The sequence below is a fragment of the Bacillus sp. FSL K6-6540 genome (genome assembly GCF_038007545.1).
Genome location: NZ_JBBOXH010000001.1, coordinates 1,290,953 through 1,314,972, shown reverse-complemented (window position 1 = coordinate 1,314,972; position 24,020 = coordinate 1,290,953). Strand labels below are relative to the sequence as shown.

23 protein-coding genes are annotated in these 24,020 nt (G+C 53.6%); 2 read left to right on the top strand and 21 right to left on the bottom strand.

Going from position 1 to position 24,020, the window contains the following annotated elements:
* Positions 1–246 precede the first annotated feature (246 nt).
* From MHH82_RS05660 to MHH82_RS05565, 20 genes are all read right to left on the bottom strand, one after another.
* Positions 247–2,844, bottom strand: coding sequence for a LuxR C-terminal-related transcriptional regulator (locus MHH82_RS05660; protein ID WP_145038929.1), 2,598 nt, complete (start codon positions 2,842–2,844; stop codon positions 247–249).
* 257 nt (positions 2,845–3,101) lie between these two features.
* Positions 3,102–4,418, bottom strand: coding sequence for an ABC transporter substrate-binding protein (locus MHH82_RS05655; protein ID WP_340964182.1), 1,317 nt, complete (start codon positions 4,416–4,418; stop codon positions 3,102–3,104).
* 306 nt (positions 4,419–4,724) lie between these two features.
* Entirely contained in the window at positions 4,725–5,681 is a 957-nt protein-coding gene (locus tag MHH82_RS05650; RefSeq protein WP_340964180.1) for a glycoside hydrolase family 113, read from the bottom strand.
* A gap of 36 nt (positions 5,682–5,717) precedes the next feature.
* Positions 5,718–6,548: a carbohydrate ABC transporter permease gene (locus MHH82_RS05645; protein ID WP_012819254.1), complete on the bottom strand. Its 831-nt coding sequence runs from the start codon at positions 6,546–6,548 to the stop codon at positions 5,718–5,720.
* On the bottom strand, positions 6,545–7,429 hold the full coding sequence (locus MHH82_RS05640; RefSeq protein ID WP_009593160.1) for a carbohydrate ABC transporter permease: 885 nt from the start codon (positions 7,427–7,429) through the stop codon (positions 6,545–6,547). Before MHH82_RS05640 ends, MHH82_RS05645 begins: the two co-directional genes overlap by 4 nt.
* Before the next feature lie 114 nt (positions 7,430–7,543).
* On the bottom strand, positions 7,544–9,049 hold the full coding sequence (locus MHH82_RS05635; protein WP_340964176.1) for a response regulator transcription factor: 1,506 nt from the start codon (positions 9,047–9,049) through the stop codon (positions 7,544–7,546).
* Positions 9,042–10,919 (bottom strand): sensor histidine kinase, encoded by a 1,878-nt coding sequence (locus MHH82_RS05630; RefSeq protein ID WP_340964174.1) that lies wholly within the window; start codon positions 10,917–10,919, stop codon positions 9,042–9,044. The genes MHH82_RS05635 and MHH82_RS05630 overlap by 8 nt, the downstream gene beginning before the upstream one ends.
* Position 10,920: 1 nt before the next feature.
* Entirely contained in the window at positions 10,921–11,979 is a 1,059-nt protein-coding gene (locus MHH82_RS05625; RefSeq protein WP_340964171.1) for a LacI family DNA-binding transcriptional regulator, read from the bottom strand.
* A 221-nt stretch (positions 11,980–12,200) separates the two neighbouring features.
* Positions 12,201–13,337: an SGNH/GDSL hydrolase family protein gene (locus MHH82_RS05620; protein WP_340964169.1), complete on the bottom strand. Its 1,137-nt coding sequence runs from the start codon at positions 13,335–13,337 to the stop codon at positions 12,201–12,203.
* A 51-nt stretch (positions 13,338–13,388) separates the two neighbouring features.
* Positions 13,389–14,804, bottom strand: a complete 1,416-nt coding sequence (locus MHH82_RS05615; protein ID WP_036662144.1) for a radical SAM protein — start codon at positions 14,802–14,804, stop codon at positions 13,389–13,391.
* A gap of 16 nt (positions 14,805–14,820) precedes the next feature.
* Entirely contained in the window at positions 14,821–15,609 is a 789-nt protein-coding gene (locus MHH82_RS05610; protein WP_251499703.1) for a prolipoprotein diacylglyceryl transferase, read from the bottom strand.
* A 66-nt stretch (positions 15,610–15,675) separates the two neighbouring features.
* Positions 15,676–15,939, bottom strand: coding sequence for a B-box zinc finger protein (locus tag MHH82_RS05605; RefSeq protein ID WP_012819247.1), 264 nt, complete (start codon positions 15,937–15,939; stop codon positions 15,676–15,678).
* A gap of 218 nt (positions 15,940–16,157) precedes the next feature.
* Positions 16,158–16,604, bottom strand: coding sequence for a VOC family protein (locus MHH82_RS05600; RefSeq protein ID WP_340964158.1), 447 nt, complete (start codon positions 16,602–16,604; stop codon positions 16,158–16,160).
* A gap of 82 nt (positions 16,605–16,686) precedes the next feature.
* Positions 16,687–17,613, bottom strand: a complete 927-nt coding sequence (locus MHH82_RS05595) for a sigma-70 family RNA polymerase sigma factor (RefSeq protein ID WP_340964155.1) — start codon at positions 17,611–17,613, stop codon at positions 16,687–16,689.
* Positions 17,613–18,218: a DUF2087 domain-containing protein gene (locus MHH82_RS05590; RefSeq protein ID WP_036662136.1), complete on the bottom strand. Its 606-nt coding sequence runs from the start codon at positions 18,216–18,218 to the stop codon at positions 17,613–17,615. The genes MHH82_RS05595 and MHH82_RS05590 overlap by 1 nt, the downstream gene beginning before the upstream one ends.
* Positions 18,219–18,453: 235 nt before the next feature.
* A complete protein-coding gene (locus MHH82_RS05585) occupies positions 18,454–18,642 on the bottom strand; it encodes a hypothetical protein (RefSeq protein WP_009593181.1) in 189 nt (62 codons plus the stop codon).
* A gap of 213 nt (positions 18,643–18,855) precedes the next feature.
* Positions 18,856–19,398, bottom strand: coding sequence for a histidine phosphatase family protein (locus MHH82_RS05580; RefSeq protein ID WP_012819243.1), 543 nt, complete (start codon positions 19,396–19,398; stop codon positions 18,856–18,858).
* A 15-nt stretch (positions 19,399–19,413) separates the two neighbouring features.
* Positions 19,414–19,860 carry an NUDIX hydrolase gene (locus MHH82_RS05575; protein ID WP_036662132.1) on the bottom strand — a complete coding sequence of 149 codons (447 nt, stop codon included), beginning with the start codon at positions 19,858–19,860 and terminating at the stop codon, positions 19,414–19,416.
* Positions 19,861–19,904: 44 nt separating this feature from the next.
* Positions 19,905–20,336 (bottom strand): NUDIX hydrolase, encoded by a 432-nt coding sequence (locus MHH82_RS05570; RefSeq protein WP_012819241.1) that lies wholly within the window; start codon positions 20,334–20,336, stop codon positions 19,905–19,907.
* Between the two features lie 71 nt (positions 20,337–20,407).
* Complete coding sequence (locus MHH82_RS05565) at positions 20,408–20,767, bottom strand: winged helix-turn-helix transcriptional regulator (RefSeq protein ID WP_340964129.1); 360 nt, start codon at positions 20,765–20,767, stop codon at positions 20,408–20,410.
* A gap of 166 nt (positions 20,768–20,933) precedes the next feature.
* On the opposite strand from MHH82_RS05565, the gene MHH82_RS05560 reads away from it, so the two are divergent.
* Positions 20,934–21,407, top strand: coding sequence for a DUF4267 domain-containing protein (locus MHH82_RS05560; protein ID WP_145038952.1), 474 nt, complete (start codon positions 20,934–20,936; stop codon positions 21,405–21,407).
* A gap of 91 nt (positions 21,408–21,498) precedes the next feature.
* On the top strand, positions 21,499–22,230 hold the full coding sequence (locus MHH82_RS05555; RefSeq protein ID WP_012819240.1) for a class I SAM-dependent methyltransferase: 732 nt from the start codon (positions 21,499–21,501) through the stop codon (positions 22,228–22,230).
* A gap of 182 nt (positions 22,231–22,412) precedes the next feature.
* Here the strand turns inward: MHH82_RS05555 and MHH82_RS05550 are convergent, their stop codons facing one another.
* On the bottom strand, positions 22,413–23,933 hold the full coding sequence (locus tag MHH82_RS05550; RefSeq protein ID WP_145038956.1) for a DEAD/DEAH box helicase: 1,521 nt from the start codon (positions 23,931–23,933) through the stop codon (positions 22,413–22,415).
* Between the last annotated feature and the right edge of the window lie 87 nt (positions 23,934–24,020).

Genomic DNA, 24,020 nt, shown 5'->3' with positions numbered 1-24,020 from the left:
CGTCGACTCCCTTCTATGGATTTCGTATGAATGCGACAAAAGTATACAAAACCCCGGGACCATTGCCTATTATCCAAAGTTAACAAAGGGGGACAAACGAGAAAAAACCGCGGCTCATCCCCTGATCCACGGCTATGGTGCATAAACATTATGAAGTAATACATATGATCGACAGCCATCCACCCATGCCCCGACCCACACATCGTGTACCCAAGGAGAAGTACGTACAATGAAATAAATGCTCCTCTATTTCGAACGTTCCATTTCAGATCCCGAGAAGGTCTTCAGTACCGCCTGTACTCTTGAGCTGACACCTAACTTACTGTATATCCGGTTCAAGTACACCTTCACGGTCCCCACCGTGAGTCCTAGTTCATCGGCGATGGACTGGTTGGTATCTCCCCGGTGAAGCAGGGCCAGCACTGTTGTTTCTTGGGGTGTTAGCCCATATGTACCGAAATGATCCAGAAGATCCAGGCTTGCCAGTTTCTCCTGTCTCATCTCTTCCATCAGTTCAGCCATATAATCCTTCAATGGAGCTGTCTTCATAGCATCACCGTTAGTATTCAGCTCCTGCAGTAGTTGATACACCCAATTCCCTTCATCCATAAATGTGCGTTTATATCGATACGGCATGACAAGCGAGAGCGCCTCTTGAAGAAACAAGGTAGCTACCTTTACGTTTCCGCGAGTGTATTCCGCGTAGGCCTGCAGGACGATGACAGATGCGGTAATATTAATGCTTCCAGCTTCTTCGGCTTGAATCCGGAGGGCCGCAAGCATAGCCTGCGCTTGATCGGCTCTCTGCTGATGAATGAGCAGTCGCGCCCAGGTCATGATTTCCAATGAATACTCAAGGCTTATCCGCTGCATCGACGAAAGGTTTAGCTCCTGAAAGCCAGCCTCTGCCTGGGACAACTCTCCGTCTCTAAGATCGATCTCTACCAAAAAAGCCCGCAAGGCACTGCACCATAATATATCTTCTCTTGCTTCCATGATATTCAACGCATCCTGCACGATCGCCCTTGCCGAATGGTGGTTTCCTTCCTTCCGTTTAAGCCTAGCCATAGTCAGTCGGATCGGAATGAACAAGCCTGGAACGTCTTTGTATCGTCTTCCTTCTAAAAGCCGATCCAGCCAGAATACGCATGCATCCAGCTCATTCTTCTCATAAAAGCCTTCTGCCATGGCTTGCATGACATATTGACACATCAAGGAATCCTCCCAGCCATGGCGTTCCAGAATCGAGACAATTTGTGTGCCTACCTGTGCCGTGGTATTCGTAAGAACGCCTTGAAGCCCGAACGGTGTATTGCGCACAAAAGGTTCCCGGTTATTATAATTGAAATTAAAGAATATGGGATCCTCCGGCAGTCGATGTTCAATCGTCTGAGCAAACTGGAACCATTCATCAAATTGTCTGGAATTAAAAGCAAGATTGGCTTTTACAAAAAAAAGCCCGCTCAGCCATTCTAGCTGCCGCTCCATTATTGGCAGTCCATACAAACCTGCTTCCAATCGTTCAAGCAAATCCCGTGCTTGGTCACGCTTCCCTAGAAGAGAATATACAAAGATCTTCACAAACAGCAATCTGTCCGGCAAACGTATTCCTTCGGGAAACCTGTTAAGCCACAGCTGAAGAAGGTCGAATTCTCCCTTCTTGATCAGCTCCATCATATGCTGATCCACCAGAGCGGCTGCCATCTCGTAATCCTCCGCCAACAAGGCGTAATCGATCGCTTCCTCATGCCATCCTTCGCGAGCATATACCTGGCTTGCTCTCCGGTTAAGCTCAATCCATCGCTCGGGGTTCTGCTGCTTTAATAAGCTGCTCAAGAAATCGCCAAACACATGATGATAACGATGCCACCGTTCTTGGTGATCCAAGGGAATCAGAAATAGCCCTTTGGCTTTTAGCACCTCCAGCATGCCATCACATTGGGGCAGCTCGGTGACGGCAGCGCATATGTCCGCGTGAAATCGCCTCATAACCGAGGTTTCCAGCAAAAACTGCCGTAAAGGCTTGTCCAGCCCGCGCATGACTTCATGACTCAAGTAATCACTCAACTGCCTGTTACTTTGGCTAAAAGCATCAGAGCCCGGTATGCCAGCAGCTTCGTTCTGCCGCTGTGCAATAAGTGCTAATTGGAGTCCGGCTGCCCATCCTTCTGTACGTCGAACCAAGCTATTCAGCTTCTCAGGGGCGAGGGAACGCCCCAGTGTATGTTGGCACAGAGAGCCCGCATCCTCCTCGTTGAATGCTAGCTCCTGCGCTCCTATCCGCTGCAATCTTCCGCTTAACAGCCATCTCCCCATCCCCTCGAGGGGCAGCTCCGCGCGCGAAGCGATGAACACCCTGACAGAATCCGGCAAATGTTCGATCCAATAATTCAGACTTTCATGAATTTCCTGATGGGTAATCGAATGATAATCGTCCAATACCACGTTTATAGACAGAGAGATGCCATGCATCTCCATAATAAATTGATCCAAGAAAGAATAAATCACTTGACCTGAATAAGGAACCAGCAGGGGCAGCAGCCGATTTTCGATCCCGGAAGGTAAGTAGGGCAAGAGTGAATGGATCATATAGCGCCAAAATCTCCGCAAATCGTTATCCTGCTCATCCAAAGTTAACCAAGATGCCAGTCTGTGCTGCCCTTCATGGTGCATATACTGGACCAATGCGGTGGTCTTTCCGCTGCCGGCAGGGGCTACAATCGTGATGATCCGATACCCGCTGCCCTGATTCTCCCTCACATCCCATACAGAACGGCTGATCCATGAATCCCGTAATGCTGGCGGCTGCAATTTAGTTCTTAGAATAACAGTCCCTTCTCCCATGTGAGTCACCTCCAAGTCTTACTGTTACTATAAAATACTCTTAAGTATCTTTCCAGGTTAATCCTCAAAGTCCGGCGTTTCCCCGGAAATTAATAGGATTACCCTCTCAAAGGATCTAAACAATACCTGCTGGCATACATACTGTGGTGAAGCTGTTGTACAACCGATCAGCATACGCAAAAAGCGGCCTTACTCTGGATCATCCAGAGTAAGGCCGCTTAGAGCTGCATCTCGACATTAACCCGTTGATTCTCGAATTAATAGCCCAGTGCGGTTTTGGCTTCCTTCCACTTCGCGTTCAGCTTGTCGAACGCAGCCTGCAGATCGTCGGCCACAATATATTCCTGTACGTAATCGCCGGTTCCGATGCCGATTTGTGCCTTGTTCGCGATTTCGTTAAACTTCGGATCGGTCGCTTCGCTCTCGATCAGCCTCGGATTAAACGATTGGAATTCGGCGAGCTGCGAGATGGAGGACTCCGCCGATTTGATGATCGGCATGAAGCCGGAATCCTCCACGTAGCCGGATTCCTTCACGAAGAAATCGACCCACGCGGTAGCAAGCTCTTTGTTCTTGCTGTCTTTGCTGACGGCGATGAAGTAATCCGAACCGAGCGGCGCGTTGTACTTGCCGCTATTATCGTACGGGAGCGGGAAGAAGCCGATGTCCTCCGAAGCCGCGCCGGCGCCGATCACCTGCGGAATCACCCAATTGCCCAGGAAGTACATCGCGGCTTTGCCGGAAGCCATTTCGCCTTTCGAAATCTCCCAGTTGTTTGTGTACAAGTCTTTCTCTACCCATTCCTTTTGCACGAAGGTGCGTCCGATATTCGCAAGGATGCCCCAAGCATTATCCACCTGGAACGGCGCTTCCTCGGCGACCTGCTTCGAAGCGAACTGCGGATCCCCGTTCACGTACCATGCGGAGTTATCCGCCCAGTTGCCCATCGTCCATTGGGCTCCGAAGTTCATGTACAGCGGAATGATGTCCGCCGCCTTCAGCTTCTCTGCGGCTGCGTACAGCTCATCCAGCGTGGTCGGCACTTTGTCGACGCCTGCAGCCTGGAACGCTTTCTTATTGTATACAATGCCTTGCGTATTGACGCCGGTGGAGATTCCATAGCGTTTCCCTTCGAAGAGGGTATTGTCCGCAAAATAAACGTCCTCGAACATCGTATCCGGCAATGGCTCAAAGTACTTGCCGTACTCCGAGGTGGCAAGGCCAGTCGGAATCATCAGCACGTCGCCGGCCTCGCCCGTGGTCAGCCGGACCTGAATGTCCGTCGCATAGTTGGTCAATCCTTCGAATTCAATCTCCGCCTTCGGATATTTCGCTTTGAAGGCTTCCACGTATTTGTCCAACGTGCCGTCGTTCACCAGGTCGGTGCGATGCGTCAACACCTTCAGCTTGCCGCCCAGCTCCGCTTCGCCGGATGCCTCGGTCGGCTCGCTGCCGGCGCTGCCGCTCGGCGGTGCCTCGGTGCCTGCGTTATTCGTTTTATTTCCTCCGCAGGCGGCCAAAATGGATGATACGGTTAAGAGCAGAAGCAGTGCCATCGTAAATCTTTTTTTCATTTCGTCTTCCCCCTGTACGTTGAATGTACTTGCGTTTCTTCGCATCTTCATGAAGCGCTTACTGATATCGCTTACATTTCAAATGATAATCGCTAACACGTTCAAAACAAATGAATTGTTTTTGTTTTTATTGTCATAAATTATGCTAACATATCATTTTCTTGTTAGGCTCGAAATAACCTGCTTCTCGGCAGCCGGCAGCAAAAATCGCACCGTACGTCCTAAGAAACGTGCGGTGCGATGTTAACCCTATGTTTATGTTCAGCTACCTTGCGCACCGAGCCGGTACGCCTGTCCGATCCTGCATTAAACCCGGATGCCGGCCGCATAAAATGTCTTCACCGTCTCCTCGGCCAACTTGCCGTACATGCAATAATCATCATTCAGGGACGCTTCCTCCACGCCATACAGCCGCGCCGGCCAATCCCACAGCATGTACCCCTGCATCCACTCCCGCTTGGCGCAAGCAGCGAACATCGCTTCATAATACTGCCGCTGCTCCTCCTCCGACGGTCCGCCGGGCAGCGACCAATCGTTCGGGCGGGCCGCGGAGCCTTCGCGGCTCGGACAGCCGGCTTCCATGAAGAAGAACGGCTTATTCCATCGGCGGACCGTGCCTTCGATCCGATCCAGCTGCTCCTCCCACTGGTCGATCGGATAATAGCCGCTGGAGGAGATGATATCTACCGCATCCCACCAGCCCACGCGCTCCTCCTGATATTTATCGCAATTATACGTCACCAGCCCGCCGTAGACGTTTCGTACATCTGCAATCAGGGCCCGCCACTCCGCGTCCCGCTTGTCGGCCTGCACCATCTCGCAGCCCACGCACAGCATCTCGCATCGCTCTTCCTCCGCGATTTCGGCATAATGGCGAATGAACTCCCCATAGGAGCGGAACCATTCCGCCCAGCTCGGTTCACCCGGAACCTCCTCGTCGAAGAAGTTAATATGGGCCCGCCACGTTCCGTTCGCGACGTTCACGACCGGCTTCAAGCACACCTTGAGGCCCAGGCTCTTCGCCTTGCGGATAGCCCATCGCACCTCATCGTCCGTCACCGTCGGTTCCTCCCGGAACGGGATGTCCGTCGACTGCGGCGTTGCCTGCACGGCCGACAGCGCGATGGCCACCCAATTCACGTCCATGTCCGCCATGCGTTCCATGGAGAATTCCGCCTCGGGTCCCGTCCAGGAGCCCCGTACGCCGGTCCACCCCCAGGTCATGCCGCATACTTTTTCCGTCCACGTGTTTGTCGAGTTCATATATCGAGTCTCCTCTTCTTCATCGTCTAGTGTTCGTTATTTGACCGCTCCGTTCGTAACCCCCGCAAAAATGTACCGCTGCATGAACAAGAACAACACGACCGTCGGAATGAATATAATGAGAATGCCTGCCGAGATCACGTTCAGCTGCGCCGCGTTCGGACCGATGAAGGAATAAATCGCGGTGGATACCACCTTCAGGTCTTGGCTCGGCATATACAGGTACGGCGTGTAAAAATCGTTGTAAATCGAGATGCTTTTCAGAATGACCAGGGTCGCCGTAGCCGGCGCAAGCAGCGGGAAGATGATGGAGCGGTAGATTTTGAACAGGGACGCCCCTTCCAGCATGGCGCTCTCATCCAGATCCCGCGGGATGCTGTTCACGAATTGCAGATAGATGACGATCTGGAGCACGTCGGCTCCCAAGTACAGCAGAATCGGCGCAAACATCGTGTTGTAGGCTCCCAGGCTCTGGATGACACTGAAGGTAGCCACCTGCGTCGTGACCATCGGAATGACCTGAGCGACCAGGTACATGCCCATGATCGCTTTTTTCATCTTGAATTCGAACCGTCCGACCGCATAAGCGACCATGGTACCGAACAGGATGTTGCCGACCACCGAAATGACCAATACGATCAGGATATTGCGAAATCCGAGCCCCAAATCCCCAATGTCGATCACCCGCTTGAAGTTCTCGAAGTTAAAGAAATTGTCAGGCAAGCTGAGGCCGGATTGATAATACTCCACCTGGGTCTTGAACGCCCCCACGAAGATCGAGTAAATCGGGAAGAACACCACGAACAAAGCGACAACCAACGTGAAATAATTGAAAATCCTAAAGCCGATCGAGCCTTCCCTTTTCATGATTGCTTCTCCTCCCTGAACAGCAGCTTCCGCTGGATGACAATGAACAGCAGCACGATGATCAGCAGCACGACCGCCATCGCCGAGGCCAGTCCGAAGTTCTGATACTTGAATGCCGTATCCACCGTCTTGATAACGAAGGTCGACGTATCGTTCGCCCCGAGCAGCATCACAAACGGAATATCGAACGCTTCGAGCGCGCCCGTCAAGGTGAGGATCAGCATCAGCTCCAGCACGCCCCGGATGCTAGGCAAGGTGATGTAACGGAACTTCTGCCAGCCCGATGCCCCGTCGATGGATGCTGCCTCGTACAGGTCGCCCGGTATCGACTGCAGCGCCCCGATAAAGATGACCATGTTCAGCCCCATGTACTTCCACATCGAGATGAAGGCCAGCGCAAAATTCACGATCCCTTTATCGCCCAGCCAGCTCTGCTGCCAGGATTCGAGTCCCAGCGCGCCGAGCAGCGTATTCAGCGATCCGTATTCCATGTGGTACACGTTCTTGAACATGATCACCGTAGCCACGCTGTGCAGCACGTACGGCAGGAACAAGGCGACCCGGAAGCCGTTTCTCCCCTTCAGCTTGCCCGTCAGAATAACGGCAAAATAGAGGGCAAAGACGACCTGGATGAGACCCCCGATCAGATAATACAGATTGTTCTTGAGTGAGCTGAACACTTCGGGCTTCGTAAAAATCTCGACGTAATTGTCAAAGCCGATAAAGTTCATATCCCAGCCGAGACCCGACCAGTCCGTCAAGCTGTAATACAACAGCGAGAGCGCCGGATAATAAGAGAAGGTCAGTGACAGGAGCACGGGAATGGCAAGGAAACCGAACAGAATAAGATAGCGCTGCGTTTTATAACTGAAATTGAACACGTTCCCTTCCTCGCTTTCTGGATGAAATGGTACCGTTTTCAATCATTATAAAAGACAGCGCCCCGAAAAATAATAGACTTTGTTTGCTTTTATTGTCCTCAGTTTAGATAACAGTCACCTAACAAAATCGCGGTACTCCTTTGGCGTTTTTCCGGTCATTTTTTTGAACACTTTATTGAAATAAGCCGGGTCCGGGTAGCCCACGCGTTCGCCGACCATATACGTCTTGAGCCCGTGATCCTCCTTCAGCAGCCGCTTGGCATGCTCGATTCGCACGGCGATGCAATAGTCCGTAATCGTCTCGCCCGTTTCGGTCTTGAACAGCTTGCTCAAGTAGCTCGGAGTCAGATAGACCAGGTCGGCGAGGTGCTGAAGCTCCAGCTCCTCGGTGTAATGCTGCTGAATATAGGCCTTGATCGTCTCGACAGCCCGATGCTCGCTCTTCCCTTGATCCAGAAGCCCGGCGGCAGCCTCCACAGCGCGCTTCAGCCGGCCCGCGAACGAACGCCAATTCTCGCTGTCCCCCGGCTCCAGGTTCCAATCTGCATCCCCTGCGTCAATGCCGCGCTGCTTCATCTCTTCCGCCACATGCGACTCCAGGGTCAGGGAAGCTTCCCTCAATTCGGCCCAGCCGGGCCGCAGGGAAGCCGTCTCTTCCAGCCAGGTGCCCATCGCCGCCGGCAAACGTGCATACTCGCCCGCACGCAGTGCCGGAAGCAGCTGTTTATCCAAGGAACGGACAAGCCGGTAGCGCTCTTCCCGGTGAACCGCCGCTATGCCTTCGCCTCCGCAGTTGCGCCGTTCATCGCTGTACCAAGCCTGCTCCAGGACGCTCGCGGCTTCCCTATAGGCTTGCGGGAGCCAGCGGCTCCCGCTGAATACGCCGCTGATGCCCAGCTTCGCCGAAGTGCCCGCGGGAAGCTGCTGCAGCAGCATGGCCGCCCATTCTCTCGCCATATCCGCATAGCCCGACTCGGCGATGGACGCCAAGATCGCCTGCCTTCCTCCTTCGCAGCCGATGATTCTCCGCTCCGTCCCCCAAACCGACGTCCACGCCAGCAGCTTCTCTTCCGCGATCTCCGGGAACGTGCGAAGCAGGAGCACCGCGTAATGTCCGTGGAACAGCGCCTGCTGATCCAGCCGGTCGCAGACTTCTTCGAACAGATGCTCCGGCATGGTTCGCTGATCCGTGCCTAACAGGAAGCTGACCAGATCGTCCGACTCCAGCTTGCGCTCGTTCTGCTCGCCCTTCACCAGCTCGTCGACGTTCTCCAGCATGCGGAGCAGCTCTTTCATGTTGACCGGCTTAAGTAAATATTCCAGCGCTCCCTGCCGCATGGCGGTGCGGGCATATTCGAAATCGTTATAACCGCTGAGCACGGCGAATTTGGTGCGGCTGGCCATCTGCTTGATATTCGCCATCAGCTGGAGCCCGTTCATTTGCGGCATTTTGATATCGGTAATGACCAGGTCGGGCTGGAGCTCATGCCATTGATCCAGCAGCTCCTGGCCGCTTGCAAACGTCCCCACGACCCGATATTGCTCGCCTGCGTCCCGTATCAGCTTGCCAAGCCCCAGCCTGATCCGTTCCTCGTCATCCACCACGGCGATGTTAACCATTTGCAAGTCCTCCTGTTCTCGGTTCTTCTACATGTTCCGCGGGAAAGGTAATCCGGACGGCAGTTCCTCGCCCTTCCTCGCTGTCTACGGTAAGGCCGTAGGGTCTTCCGTATCGGAGCTGCAGCCGCTCGTGCACGTTTCGCAGCCCGACTCCCCGGCCGTCCGTTCCTTGGGGCTGCGCCTGATCCAGCATGCTGCGCAGCCTCGCAAGCGCTTCTGCCGACATGCCCAGCCCGTCATCCGTAACGGTAAACACATGGTTCATGCCATCCATGGCATAGGTAATGGTCAGATGCAGCACGGTTTTGTTCTCGTCAAAGCCGTGATTGACGGCGTTCTCGATGATCGGCTGAAACAGCAGCTTCATCACCCGAATGGAATCAGCCCCCGGATCATCCGGCAGCGTCAGCACGAACCGCTCGCCGTACCGGTAATTCAGCAGCTCGATGTAGGCTTTGACATGTTCCCACTCGCGCTTCACGACCACGACCTCGCTGCCGGCATGAATGCTGTAACGAAGCTGCTGCCCTAACAGCTGAACCATGTCCCCCACCTCCTGATCGTTGTGAAGGACGGCCGTCATCCGGATCGTTTCCAGCGTATTGTAAATAAAATGCGGATTGATCTGGTGCTGAAGACGCTCCAGCTCCGCCTCCTTCTTCCGCTTCTCGATCGCGTAAATATCGTCGATGAGCTGTTTGATGCGTGCCATCATCCGGTTGAACGAGACCCCGATCAACGAGGCTTCGTCCCGCCTTCGGACCGGGAACACCACATCCAGCTTGCCGGTCTGCACCTGCTTCATCAGATGGACGATGGACCGCAGCGGCCTTGTCAGCGCATAGATCAGAATCAATGAAATGATGAGGGCAAAGCTGGTAACGCCGACAGCCGCCGCGATCGTTATCTTGCGGGTCTTGAGCGCATCCTGCATCAGCTGCCGCTCCGGCACCGTAATCAGGATCAGCCAGCCGGTCTGCTCGGATTTCCGGTAAACGACAAGCTGCTCCTCCCCGTCGACCTTATGGCGAAAGCTTCCTTCGTTGCCGGTGGCCTGGGCAAGCGCCGCATTGTCGGTCATGCTGCGGGACAAATATTTCTTCTCGCTGTCATAGATCACAGTCCCGTTGTCATCCAGGATGAAGGTGGTGCCGTGCGTCGTCTCCTCCAGGTCGGTGACGATGTTCTCGATCACGCGGATGTTGGCATCCACCACAATGGTGCCGATGGAATGGTACGATTTATCGATGATGTCGCGGACGACCGTGAACATATACTGCTTGCTGCCGGCGGACACGGCGATCTCCTGCGTGCTGACCAGCACGGGCCGGCCGCCGGCCGCCGTGGCCAGCTTGCGCCAGTTGTCATAGTACTGCTGCAGATTCGAACGGTTGCCTCCGCTTTTGACCACGTAATACGGGTTGCCGAAAAGGTCGAACAGGTATACGTTGCTTGTGCCTTCTTTGATGTTGTTCATGAAATAAATGCTCCGCTCGACCTTGCGCGTAATCTGGAGCTTCAGCTCGCTCTCGTTCAAGCTTGCCGGTTCCTTCGGCTTCCCTTCCGCCTGGTAATGCCGGTTGGACATCTCGAGCCCGGACTGAATTTCATTAAGGTACGAAGGAATGATCGATATTTTCATCATATCGGTCACGTAATCATCCAGCTTGCCCATCATTTTACTCGACAGCTGAGACACGTAGGCGACCGTATTGTTCTCGATGGTGGCCGTATAACGCTCTGCCGAAAAATACGTGATGAGTCCGATCGGCAGGATAATCAGAAACAGAAAGACCACAAACAGCTTGCGGTCCAAGCGTCCGGCCGGCCGCTCCTTCCATAGACGGGTAATGTAGCCGCGCAGGTTCACGTCAGTCGACCTTCTTTGCATAAGCGGTGGATTCGCGGAGGATGAAGTCGCCGGCCAGCAGTATTTTTTCCAGCGGGCTGTCCGGCTGCTCCACCCGTCTCGCCAGCATCTCCACCGCCCTGCGTCCGAACGCCTCCTTGTTGACGTGGATGGTGCTCAGTGACGGAGCCGCATAAGCGGCATCCTCAATATTGTCAAAGCCGGTAACCGAGCAGTCTGCCGGCACCTTGGCGCCCAGCTTGACGAGCACCGTCATGATACAGATGGCAATGGAGTCGTTCGCGCACACAAAGGCGGTAGGCAGCTCCTCCATCCGGCTTAGTATCGTCTCAAGCGCCTCCGTCATCTCGGAGCGGTTATCTCCTTCAAAGCTAAGTAGCTCCTCGTTCTGATCCAGCGGGATCCCCTGCTCGACGAGGACGGAGCGATAGCCTTGATAACGATCGGCGAAGCTGCGCGAGAACCGGACGTTCCCTACGAACTGAAGGGTTCGATGCCCGCAGCCGATCAAGTAATTGGTCACCCGTCTCATGCACTCCACATTGTTCATGAACAGGGCATCCGACGGTATCAGCGGATCCTCATGATCGATCAAGACAAAGGGAATATCCAGGCTGCGGATTTCGAGCAGCAGCTGCGAAGAGATGAATCCGACGCCGATGATGCCTCTCACCCCGCTCGGATTAATCAAATTCGCGAAGCTGTCCTTGAACTGATCGGTCACGATGACCATCCCCGTGTCCCTTGCCTCAAGCTCATTCGTGATGCCGTCGATAATCCGTCCCCAATACAGGGAATCCCGCGTTTGGTAGCGGACATTCGGCACAAGCACGATGACGGTCTCCTTAGCGGCTTGGCTGCCGTCGGCATTGGCTTCGTTCTTCTTGCTTCCGGCCTTCGGCGACTTATTGGCAAAATAACCGAGCTGGGTCGCGAGGTTCACGATTTTCTCCCGGGTCTCGAGACTGACGCCGGATTTACCTGAAAGCGCTTTAGAAACAGCGAACTTCGAAAGGCCGAGATGATCGGCAATTTGCTGCATCGTGACTTTTCCTGCCATAACCTGTACACATCCTTTAAGGTAATCGATAAGTTATTAGTTAATTGTTATCATAACATTTCATTTATTAGGTAAACAATTAAAACTTTTGAATGCAGCGACGGCGCAGACAAAAGCCCGTTCCAACCTGGAACGGGCTCTCTCACGATTGTAGCTTATGAACGTTTCGTTACGCCTTTCGTTACGCTGTTCGCACGCTAAGTGTCTACCCTGTAACGGTTCTATCGCCTTGCTGCTGCAGCTATATCGCCAATCACTTGCCTTAGCACAGGCTCAAGCCGGTCCGCCATCAGCTTGAAGCCGAGGTCCGTCGGATGAACCCCGTCAACGGTCGTTTCCCCGGGATCGTCGCCTAACCAATCCGATCCGTCCACAAACGTTAGGTTATGGTCTCCGGCCTCCGTCAGCTCCCGAATGAGCTCCAGCTGAAACTTTTTCCGTTCAAGCCGTCCTTCGCGAAACTCCGGCATAAACGACTCGGCTCCATGAGGGATGCGGGATACCAGGATGATGGGAACCTCAGGATGGAACTTCCGGTAGGTCTCGATATACCGCGGCAAGGTTTGACGATAAGCTTCGGTCCCTCCGCAATTCGCCTCATAATCAATCACGAGACAAGCCGGCTCCGAGATTTGGGCGGCCAGTTCGGCAAGCTCCGGCTCTCCCTTGCCGTTCCCCGAGAATCCCAGGTTGATAAACTCCAGATGGAGCCTGCGGCTTAAGATGTTCGTGTACGACATGCCGGGCCGCGACGCGCATCCGCCTTGCGTGATGGAGGTTCCGTATATCACCACTCTCGCGCTGGAATCATAGGGTTCCGGCGAAAGGACCTCCGCTCCCGGCTCCATTCCGATCCATATCTCCTCAACCCCCTGATATAAAGGCATGTTGAGCAGGAACGAGCGTGCTTTGCGGTCTTCGACAGTGAAAAGGCTGCTCTCATACTCTGCCTGACCTGGCTGGAAACGGGCGGTTCCTGCATATTTCCACTCGCCCGGGCCGCCGATATACGCATCCACTCCGCACTCCCCGGTGGGGGGCATATGGTACATGCCGGATCCTGCCGTCAACCGCACGCGGACGGATACGTTCCGCGAATCCGTTCGGAAGCTGATTTGACCGCCCGATGTGCAGTTCGCAAGCGTATCCACCTCCGGTCGGACGGGAACCTCAGGTACGGCGGGCAGCCTGCGATAGATACGTTCGGTGTCGAACCAGGCAAAGCCGGATACTCGGAATGGCTCTTCCAATGGGGAATACCATAACCATTCGTCCGCTTCGGCGTGATCGATCTTCATGTTCTGATCCAATAGAAATGGAGACGCCTTCTCAGGTTCAGGGCTATTGTTCTGCACCATGTATCGCCTCCCTATGTAAGCTCGAATTGAAGTACATTGCCTTAGAACGGCTTATCTGTCCCATGCGGTGGCAACCTCTTCCTTCAGTTCCTTCAGCAGCTCTTCCTTGTCATCCCGGTAAAACATGTTATAGGTGTCGAACGGGATCATCCGCCCGTCGGGATGCACGATATGCACGCAGGATTTCTTGACGGACCGGACATCGAAGTTATGGGCATCCAGGAACTGCATGATAATGACCCGGAAGACGTTGTCGTACGTAATCTGCTCCGGCACGGCGGCCAGCGGCAGGCAGCAGAGCAGGCTCTTCAGGGAAAGCGCCGAGGATTGCGGCGAGTGGCCCGTCGACAGCAGCTCAAACATTTTGCCCCGGATGACCGGGTCCTGTTCGAATACAATCGTGTTGCTGTCGCCTTCAAGTAGGATTTCCGGGTCGATCATCCGCGTCAGCGGGAGCACTTCCCCGCCCAGCTTCAACGCATAACCCATGGCGAGGCAGTCCGGGTGGCAGGGCACCGGCAGAATGTCCGCGTCCGTAAACACTTCGGACTGGTCGATGATCATCCGCCGGACTTCGCTTACGGTCAGCCGATCGGTTGCCGGATCATACCCCTCCAGCCGTCCCGCCGCCTGAATCGGCTGAATGGTGACGCCGCGCACCGCCTTTTGCTGAAGCCCATACTGAATGATGTCGCCGATTTCGCCGTCGTTGAGCCCTTTCTTCAGCGTGACGACCAGTGTCGTGGAGATGTTGAATTCATTCAGGTGCTCGATGGCCTGCCGGCGGATGCGCCGCAGGTCCGCCCCTCTCAGCTCCTTCAGCACATGTTCCTCAAAGCTGTCGAACTGCAGGTAAATCTCGAAGCCGGGCATATATTCGGCCAGCCTCCGCGCAAAATCGCGGTCCTGGGCGATGCGAATGCCGTTCGTGTTCACCATGATATGCTTGATGGGACGGCTTTTGCACATATCCAGGATGTCGAAGAAATCCGGGTGCGTCGTCGGCTCGCCGCCGCTGATCTGCACGATGTCGGGCTCCCCCTCGTTCTCCACGATCCGGTCGAGCATGAATTCGATCTGTGCCAGCGACCGGTAGGAGGTGCGGTGCGGCGACGATTCGGCGAAGCAGATCGGGCACTGCAGATTGCAGTGATCCGTAATCTCCAGCAGCGTGAGGCAGCTGTGCTGCTCATGGTCCGGACACAGTCCGCAGTCGTAAGGGCAGCCGTAACGGATCGGCGTATTCCAGACGAGCGGCATTTCGGACGGCTTGATGAACTTTCGCGTCTGATGGTAATACTCGGCCTCGGTTGCGATCAGTACTTTTTCCGGACCGTGCACGAGGCATCTTTTGAGCATATACACCATGCCGTTCTCCTCGATGATCTTGGCTTCCACTTTGCGGTAACAGGTCGTGCATATGCTGTTCGTCAGTTCATGATACAGATAAGGCCGGTTTTTTGGCATAATCATACTCCTTTGGTCAGCTTGGAAGACGGGAATCCGGCGTGAAGCGGCGAATCCGGTTTCTGCCGCCGATCAGCCATGCGTAATAGATGAGGCCCGCGATGCAGGCCAGCTGGATATTGTTCAATCCCAGGTAAGGATGCGGCGTCGGCTTGATCCATTCGATCGCCAGGCGGAACAGCAGATACCCGGCCATGAACCACTGGAACATCCGCCCGGACACATAGCCCTCGCGAGTCGATCTGCCGCGGCTTTGACGGTACAGCGGCATCAGCAGCAGGGCCAGCACGATCAGGAAGAGGATCTCATACAGCTGAGTCGGGTGGCGATAGATCCCGTCGCCGAAATCCACGCCCGTGAACCAGGTTGTCGGCGTGCCATAGGTATGGTCGTCGAGGCCGGTCAGAAAACAGCCGATTCGCCCAAGGGCCAGGCCCAGCATCAGAGGGTACACAAAATCATCGCCCGTGGAATGCTTCCAGCCCACCCAGCGTTTGGTCAGCTCGACGCCGATCAATCCGCCGAGAAGACCGCCGACAATCGTCTTGCCACCCCAGAGGAGATGGAATTGGCGCAGCTGTTCCCAAGTGGCCGCCGGATCCTCAAACCAGTACAGCAGCTTGGCCCCAATGGCAGCCCCGGCGATGATGCCGGCCAGAAGCTGCAGGCTCATCAGCTTTGTCATGCCGCTCGGCCGGCGGGTCCATAAATACACCCGAAAGCCGATAAAGTAGGCCAGCGATTCAAATAACACATGCGGATGAATCCGCCAGGAGCCCAGGTACAAATAAACAGGAAATTCCATCCGCCCACTCCTTGAATGAAAACTTGAGTTGAAAATAAGACCATGTTCGAGTTCGAAACGCGTTCTTTAATAGGAAAACAGGATCGTTCCGCAAATCGCGAGCAGCAGCAGCGCAAGCCCGCCCAGGATGGCCAGTATGGAGACAATCACGGTCACCCAAATGTTCTTGGACCGTCCGGGCATGCCGGGAGCAGGGTTCATTTCGCCGCATCGGTAGCGGCAGCGGCCTGTCTCCGGATTATGGCATTCGTCGCACACCGGCTTTCCGCAGCGCGTGCACTGAGCGACGGCCGGCCTTTCGGGATGGTTCATGCAGCGGTAAACTTCCATCCAATCACCTCACTTGGGATTTAGCCCTAATATTTCCCATTGTAAACGTAAACAGAGAATTAGACCACCACCTATAACGACAGATGGCCCTGGGGTGAACATTCATAAGACGTCATAAGATGCCGCCGTTTCCAATCGGAATCGCGGAAATACAAAAAGGCAAGCCCTCTGACTCATTCAAGCCAGCGCTTGCCTTTCCATTCTTGTGGTTCGATGGGTCAGCTCGTGGGTGCATCCTGCCAAACATTAAACTTGTTGCCGTCGGGATCCTTGAATTTGAACTGCAATCCGCAGGAACCGTGATCTACCAGCGGCTCGACCTGTGCTCCATTTTCCCGCAGCCGCTTATGCAGTTCCGTAATATTCTCTACCTCGAAGGTTAACGAGAACATCTCATAATTCTCCCCTTCCCATTGGTTGGTTATGAAGTTGGCTGTTCGGTTATCCAGTGTTTCCAGCAGGAATAACCACTGTCCGTCCCCTAAGATCAAGATGGCGCCTGTATCGTCGCATTTTCTCACAGTAAGGCCAAATAGCTCCGAGTACCATTTTACCGCCAGCGGAAGATTCCTTACCGGTAGATAATTGCAATGAACCCTCTTAAGCAACGGCTTGTTCAAGGATTGGAGATTGGGCGCTTCGTTTAATGGGTTGTCTATCGTCATTCGATTCACCTCTTGTTCAATGTGGTTTCAATATATAGACGATGGAACCGGACCGATTCCGTCACGGAGAGCCATTTTTTTATCAATTCGGTTCAATTGCATGATACTTATTGCCGTCGGGATCATAGAATACCAGCAATTTGCCGAATAAAGCATCTTCCCGGATCGGCTCGATTCCAATCCCATGTTGATGCAGCCGCTGCTCTAACTCCCCAACGCTCGCTGCTTCGAACGTGAGTACAGGCATGCTCGCCGGGGCGTGGTGCTGACACTCGAGCAAATACAATTCCTGTCCGGATTCCAGCACCGGATTGCCGTGCCTGCTGGTTCCTAGATGAAAATGCAGGATAAACCAGGCGGTGGCCTGCCCCTTATCCGTGACTGGAATATAGAAATGACCGGCTCGCTTAAGGACATGTTCCGAGACCTGCTGCTCGAAATCCCTCCCCAAACGATGAGTAAGGAAATAATGCTCGAAGTCACGGGCTAGATGCTGTTTCAAAACTTCTCTGGCACGTCGTATTCGGCTTTCAACCGCAGATACCGACATGTTAAGGAACTGTCCGATCTCTTTCATGGACCACTCGCTTAAGTAGTGCAGCACGACAACGGATTTACTCTTCTCCTCCAATCCCTGCAAGGCTCCCCAGACGGAATCATGGATCACATATTGTTCCAGCCATGGCGTGATATTGTCCGATGCTGGAGTCGTTTCGTGCAGGGGGAGAGCCCGCTTGCTTCGTTTGGCAAAATCGAGGCTGGTCCGGCGCGTTATCGCATACAGCCAGCTGCCCAGTTTCGCTGGATCGTTCAGCGTATGCAGGTTGCGATAGCACTTCAGAAATGCTTCCTGCACCGCATCCTGTGCCTCGTGGAAATCTCCCAGCACGCTGTACGCAACGGATAACAGGGCGTTGGAATACTCGTTGACGATCATCCGGTAGGCATCAAAATCCCCCGCTTTGGCATCCTCGATCCGTTGATGGGTTAGCGGCGAATGTTCTTTCATTAGGACAGATCCTCCCACCGTGCCCACATCTTCTCCGGATTGAGCTCATACACCCCATTGTCCCGGAACATGAAGTGATGCATGATAAACTCCCTCCGGATCGTCGCAAAGTCTTCATGATACTCTTTGATAAACTCGTTCATTTCCTTCTCGCTGTACTTCTGTCCCTTCTCCAACCGGGATACCATATGCGTAAGCACGATGAGTTTCTTCTTTAGCTGGGCAGGGATGCTCTTCAGCTTCCCGTCGGAGGTGAAGAAGTTCTTGATTACGGAATCCCTCATCCGCCGTTCTTCTTCCTGCAAGCTTTCCGTTACGCCCTCGGACCGGACTCTTTGGTAAATCAGATTCTCCGTCGCTGTCGCACTGTTCTTAATAAAATAATCGTTCAGCGAAAAAAAGATCGTGTTCTTGTCCCTGCGTTCGTTGATGAGGCTCGCTTCCCGCAGCTTCGCCGCGTGGTGCGTAATCGTAGCCGGCGTGACGCCGATCTTCTCGGCCAGAAGCTGGCCGTTCATTTCGCCTTCCGCAAGCAGTATGAGCATTTTGATTCGGGTCGGGTCTGCGAGCGCCTTGTGATAACTGACCACCTTATCCAATTGCATGGTTATCGACTCAACTCCTTATATAAATTTAACACTCATCTAATTTATAGTTTGTTAAATCAGATGTTAAACCATCCGAATTACAAAGTAAACCTCCTCATGGAGAATGAAGGCCCTGGCACCATAAAAAACCCGCCCTTCTTCATGAAGGAACGGGTTTTTCAGATGTTGCGGCTCCACGTACGGAACACGGTTGCTCTGTTGCTGTCGACCTAGATATCAGCTAAGCCGCTTCTTACACTACCGCTGCGTCCACTCTGGACTGATCGGCATTCTGGCATCGTTTGCATACCTTCAGTGCCGTGCCGTCCGATTTATTGGCGACGTAGAGAAGTTTGATGCGCGACGTGCTGCATACCGGGCATGTGCCGCGGCCGCGCGATGGCATGTTCCATAGTGCGCGGCCCCGTTTTGTTTTGGCCATGGTTCATATCCCCTTTATTTCATAATCTCCAATGGTATTTCGAACCCATGCACGCCGCTTGCCTCCGCCGCGATTATTCTTTGTTATGCGAATCTCAATCCTTGGGATGAACAAGCCGGATATCCGTGCAACTCCATTATAGGGGACGGGCCACCGCCAAATATAGGGAATAAATGCTTATGAAGTCTTTTTTACATACGCCTTCTTTCGTGGCTATGAATTCCATATCCGCTGGATTTCCGGTACATCTGAACGGAAGCTGAGCTCATATACGTCTGGATTGGAGAAAGCCTCCCACTCGTTGAAGCCGATCCGGTCATCGTAATGCTTCAGCAGAAGCGAAATCAGATTGCCATGGGATACGATAACGGCATCCCGGCTTGAACTCTGCAGAACCTCATGGACTACGCTTACCGCACGATGCATGGCTGTACGGCTTGATTCTCCGCCTTCAAAGCACAAGTCCAGATCCTCATAGGTTCTGCGCAGCATCTCCCGCCATCCAGGTGCATTTCCCCCCGACAGTATTCGCTCGGTCAACCTCTCATCCAGCATAACGGCCACGCCCATGCGATCAGCCAAGGGTGTAATGGTGTCGTGAGCCCTGCGATAAGAACTTGAAACAATACGGTCAATCCCTTTGTCGTGCAGAAATTCAGCAAGTTCAAGCGATTGCTGAAGCCCCTGCTCGGTTAACGGAGCATCCGCCGCTTGTCCCTCCGCTTGGCAATGGCGTACGATGTATATCTTTTTCATAGGATCGGCACCTCCCTATAATCCAATATTGCGTTTGAGCCCTTGATAGCTTCCTGACTCCGGAAATCCGCGCTGAACGATCGTCATAAACTTCTCGGTAAACCCGTGGTTTGCTAAATCTGCGATCGGGACCATGACCACATCGCCGATAGGATTGAGATCGAACTCATTCGTCGGGAGGCGGATTTCCCCCTCCAAGCGTTCCAGCAAAAACGTAATATGCAAGAGGGATGGCGATGAATCCGGCTTATCGCATAAATACAGAAGCTTCGTCACTTTTGTAACAAGCCCGGTCTCCTCTTCCATTTCCCGAATCATGGCTTCCTCCAGTGTTTCCCCTTGCTCTACCCTTCCTCCCGGAAGCGACCAGCCGCGTTCCGATGAAACGCTCTGTTTGACCAGCAGAATCCGTTCGTCTTCGATCAAAATTCCGGTGACTCGAACCTGCAATAGGCTGCTCATACCCTAACCCCGTTTCTTAGGATTTTGCTTTTCGAAAACCATGCTTATTTGAACCTCCTTCGCGCCTCCTCCGCCCGCCGCACGCTCTCCATCGTCCACGGCGGTGTCTGGGGATGATCCCTAATTTCCGACAGCGTCATCCACTGCACCGAATCGACCTCGTCCGGGCTTTTGCAATACGGCGTTCCTCCATTATACTCGCACAAGAACACCATATTGATGACGGGACGGCCATCGCCCGTTACAAACGAAGAGCTGTAGACATATGTAACGTTTTCCTTCACCTCAACCCCGACTTCTTCGTAAAGCTCCCGCTTCACCGTGCGCTCCAGAATATCCAGCGTGCTGCCTTCCTTGTCGACCTTGCCTCCCACGAACGAAAGCGTTCCGCCGGCGTTCTCTTCCTTCAAGCTGCGTGTTATCATCAGCCACTGCCCGTCCTTATGCACGGCACCTTCCACATTGACGATGTACATGTGCTTCCTCCTACAACAGCCTATTTTTCTGCTTGATACGAGCCTATTGTCCGATGCCAGAAATAAATCTTTTATTTCATTTTTGCATCACAGAAACTTCCTGCGGCTATTCGATTATGAATCGTCCCCCAGTTGCACATCGATTCCAGCACAGGCAGCAGCGTGATTCCATATTCGCTCAGAGCATATTCGACTTTTGGCGGAACCGAGGGGTGTATGGTCCGAACGACGAGCCCGTCACTCTCCAATTCGCGCAGATGCTGGGCCAGCATCTTCTGCGTTACCTCGGGTATGTCCTTTTCCAAATCGCTGAAGCGTTTGGTGGATTCCATCAGATGCCATAGGATCAGAGGCTTCCACTTCCCGCCTATTACATGCATGACCGTTTCAATGGGACACTCGCTAACGACAGACCTGGCAGATGTTTTCATACAGCCCTCCTCTATGGCTTACTTTAAAGTAAGCTCCTTACTCGAAAGTGCGTTCTTATCAAGATTCTATGGTGAGTGTTAGTCTAAAGTCAATGCAAACCGGAGCATGACAGGATACGTTATACTGCAGCCTGGACGCTATCGGAAATAATAGGAGGGCTATGTTATGAATTCATATGGTTCCAGCAACTCTTGGACATCGCAGAATTGGGGTCCGCGTTCTTATTCCTACTGGCTGGTCGCTTCACTGTCGCTGTTTATGCTGTTTCTAGGAACTAATGCGTTTATTCAACCGGAGGCTGCCATTCAAGGCTTTGGTTTGACTCTTTTCCACCCATCGGATACAGCCATCATCTACATCAAGGCCAATCGCGATTTATATATCGGCCTGATCATTGGGGCACTATTGTTATTGCGCATGCGTAGAGTGCTCATCGTCCTGTCCATCCTCAGCATAGAGATGCCTATTGTAGATGCCATATTAGTTCTGCGTAGTGACGGGGCAGCTCCGGCCAGCGCGTGGATTCATATTGGCACTGTTGGTTATATCCTCGTGGTGACATGGATCCTGTTCCGTGAGGAACGATCCGCGCAACGAACGCAGAAGAACTCGGCAAATATCAATACCATGATGAAGTAATATTTTTTTCCGGCTTATTCGTTCATATGGCGTCTGCGATGTGGTACAGTACATCAAGATGGATGCAGCATGATATTCGAAGGAGGGACTTATGAGCTATCACGGATCCGATTTTTACGACAACGACAAGAATTTCGAGAAATACATGGAACGGCGGCAGTGGCATGAGAATGCCAACGATACGTTAGAGAAGCCCGTCATCTGGCAGCTGCTGGGAGATATCGCGGGCCTTCATGTATTGGACCTGGGATGCGGGGATGCCGGCTTCGGCGTGGAACTGCTTCAACAAGGGTGTGCCTCCTATACCGGAATCGAGGGCTCCCGCAATATGGTGGAAGCTGCTTCAAGCAGCCTGGCCGATTACAAGGACGCAACCGTTCAACTCATGAGGATGGAGGACTATGCGTATCCGCGCGACACCTATGAGGTGGTGCTCTCCAGGCTCGCCCTTCATTATCTGCAGGATATCGGGAGTATCTTTCGAAGCGTTCACCAGACCTTGAAGCCAGGTGGAAGGTTCATCTTCTCCGTCGAGCATCCCGTCATTACCTCCACGCTGCAGCCATCCGGCACCAGAACGAATTGGGTGGTGGACAACTACTTCATCCAAGGCTACCGGGAGCAGCAATGGCTCGGCGGCACCGTTCATAAGTACCATAGAACCGTCGAGGATTACTTCCGGGCAATGCAGGAAGCCGGCTTTATCGTGGAGCACTTGAGGGAGTCCCATCCTGTGCGAGCGTATTTTGTCAACGAGGAAACCTATGAGCGCAGGCGCAGAATTCCGTTGTTTCTGTTTCTTGCGGGGAGAAAGAGCGAGTAGCTCACTAGCGGCATCAAGAAAAAAAAGCACCCTTCCACTTCACAAGTGGAAAAGGGTGCTTTTTATGTTTAATGGGTTCGTCGGAAACGGCTGCATAATTCATGCGCATGGTGCGTGGTTTAGGGCATGCATGAATGGCTGTTGGCCATGATAAGAAGTCATCCCCCAATCGCCGCTTCCACTTATGAAGGTCTGCCGGCTCTGCTTCCCTTGTTGAATCCGCCGGACTTGCGTTTCCGGGCCTGGCCGTTGTTAGGTTTCGAAGCTGCTTCCGAACTCAGCTTGCGTGCCATCTCTGAATATGGATTCGTGACGGCTTCCGTCATGGGCTTACGCGCCGAGTTCGTCTTGGATTGGCGGGCGGCGTCCGTCTTCGGCTTAATTCCCGCGTCTTGTCTTGATTGGCGGGGTGCACCCGTCTTCGGGTTACGTGCCGCGTCGGCCTTTGGTTTGCGGGCCGTATCCGCCTTCGGTTTAGCAGGTCTCGATGCAGCTGACCTGCCTTTGCCGGGCTTGGACGAGCCGGATTTTGGCGTCGGGTCCACCTTGGCGGCTCTTAACGCCCCGGACATCGGAAAGGCATGGTCCTTCACTTCCGGAATGGACTTTCCGATTAGCTTCTCGATATCCCGAAGAAAAGGAACCTCGTCCACTTCGCAAAACGATATCGCCGTCCCGCTCAGTCCCGCGCGCCCCGTGCGCCCAATCCGGTGCACATACGTTTCCGGAATGTTCGGGAGGTTGAAGTTAATGACATGCGACAGCTCGTCGATGTCGATTCCCCGCGCGGCAATATCCGTTGCCACCAGGACGCGGGTCGCCCCGCTTTTGAAATTGTTGAGCGCCGTCTGGCGGCTGGTTTGCGATTTGTCGCCGTGAATGGCCTGAGCCGTAATATTCACCTTGTTCAGTCCGCGCGCAACCCGGTCAGCTCCCCGCTTCGTACGGGTAAAGACCAATGCCGACACGATGGAAGGGTCCTTCATCAGCTCATTCAATTGCTGCTGCTTATTCCCGGTTTCCAGCAGGTACACCGATTGCTCGATCCGTTCGGCCGTAGAGGAGACCGGCGTGATCTCGACTTTTACGGGATTGTGCAGCAAGGTTTGGACAAGCTGGGTGATTTCCGCAGGCATCGTGGCCGAGAAGAACAGCGTTTGTTTTTTGCTCGGCATTTTGGCGATGATTCGCTTCACGTCATGGATGAAGCCCATATCCAGCATCCGGTCGGCCTCATCCAGCACCAAAATCTCCACATGCTGCAAATCGACGTGCTTCTGATTCATGAGGTCCAGCAGCCTGCCTGGGGTCGCAATCAGGATGTCCGCTCCTTGCTGAAGCGCTCGCTCCTGCGTCTTCTGCGAAACGCCGCCAACAATGGCCGTCGAACGCAGCTTGGTGAACTGGCTGTAAGCTTTGACGTTATCCGAAATTTGCAGGGCAAGCTCCCGGGTCGGCGACAACACCAATGCGCGAATGCGGCGCCCCATGCCCGGTTTAGGGGGTTGCTGATTCAACAGCTGGATCATCGGCACCGAAAAAGCGGCGGTCTTCCCCGTTCCGGTCTGGGCGCAGCCCAGCAAATCTCTGCCGGCCAGCACAGCCGGGATCGCCTGAGCCTGAATAGGCGTCGGCGCTTTGTAATTCTCCTTGGCCAAAGCCTTGAGAATGACAGGGGATATATTTAAATCTTCAAATGTCATGGGATCTCCTTTATGGTGAATATCTATATTTACGTCATAACATATAACGATACCACAGATCGGCATAAAAAAAGAAGCGGAATTTTC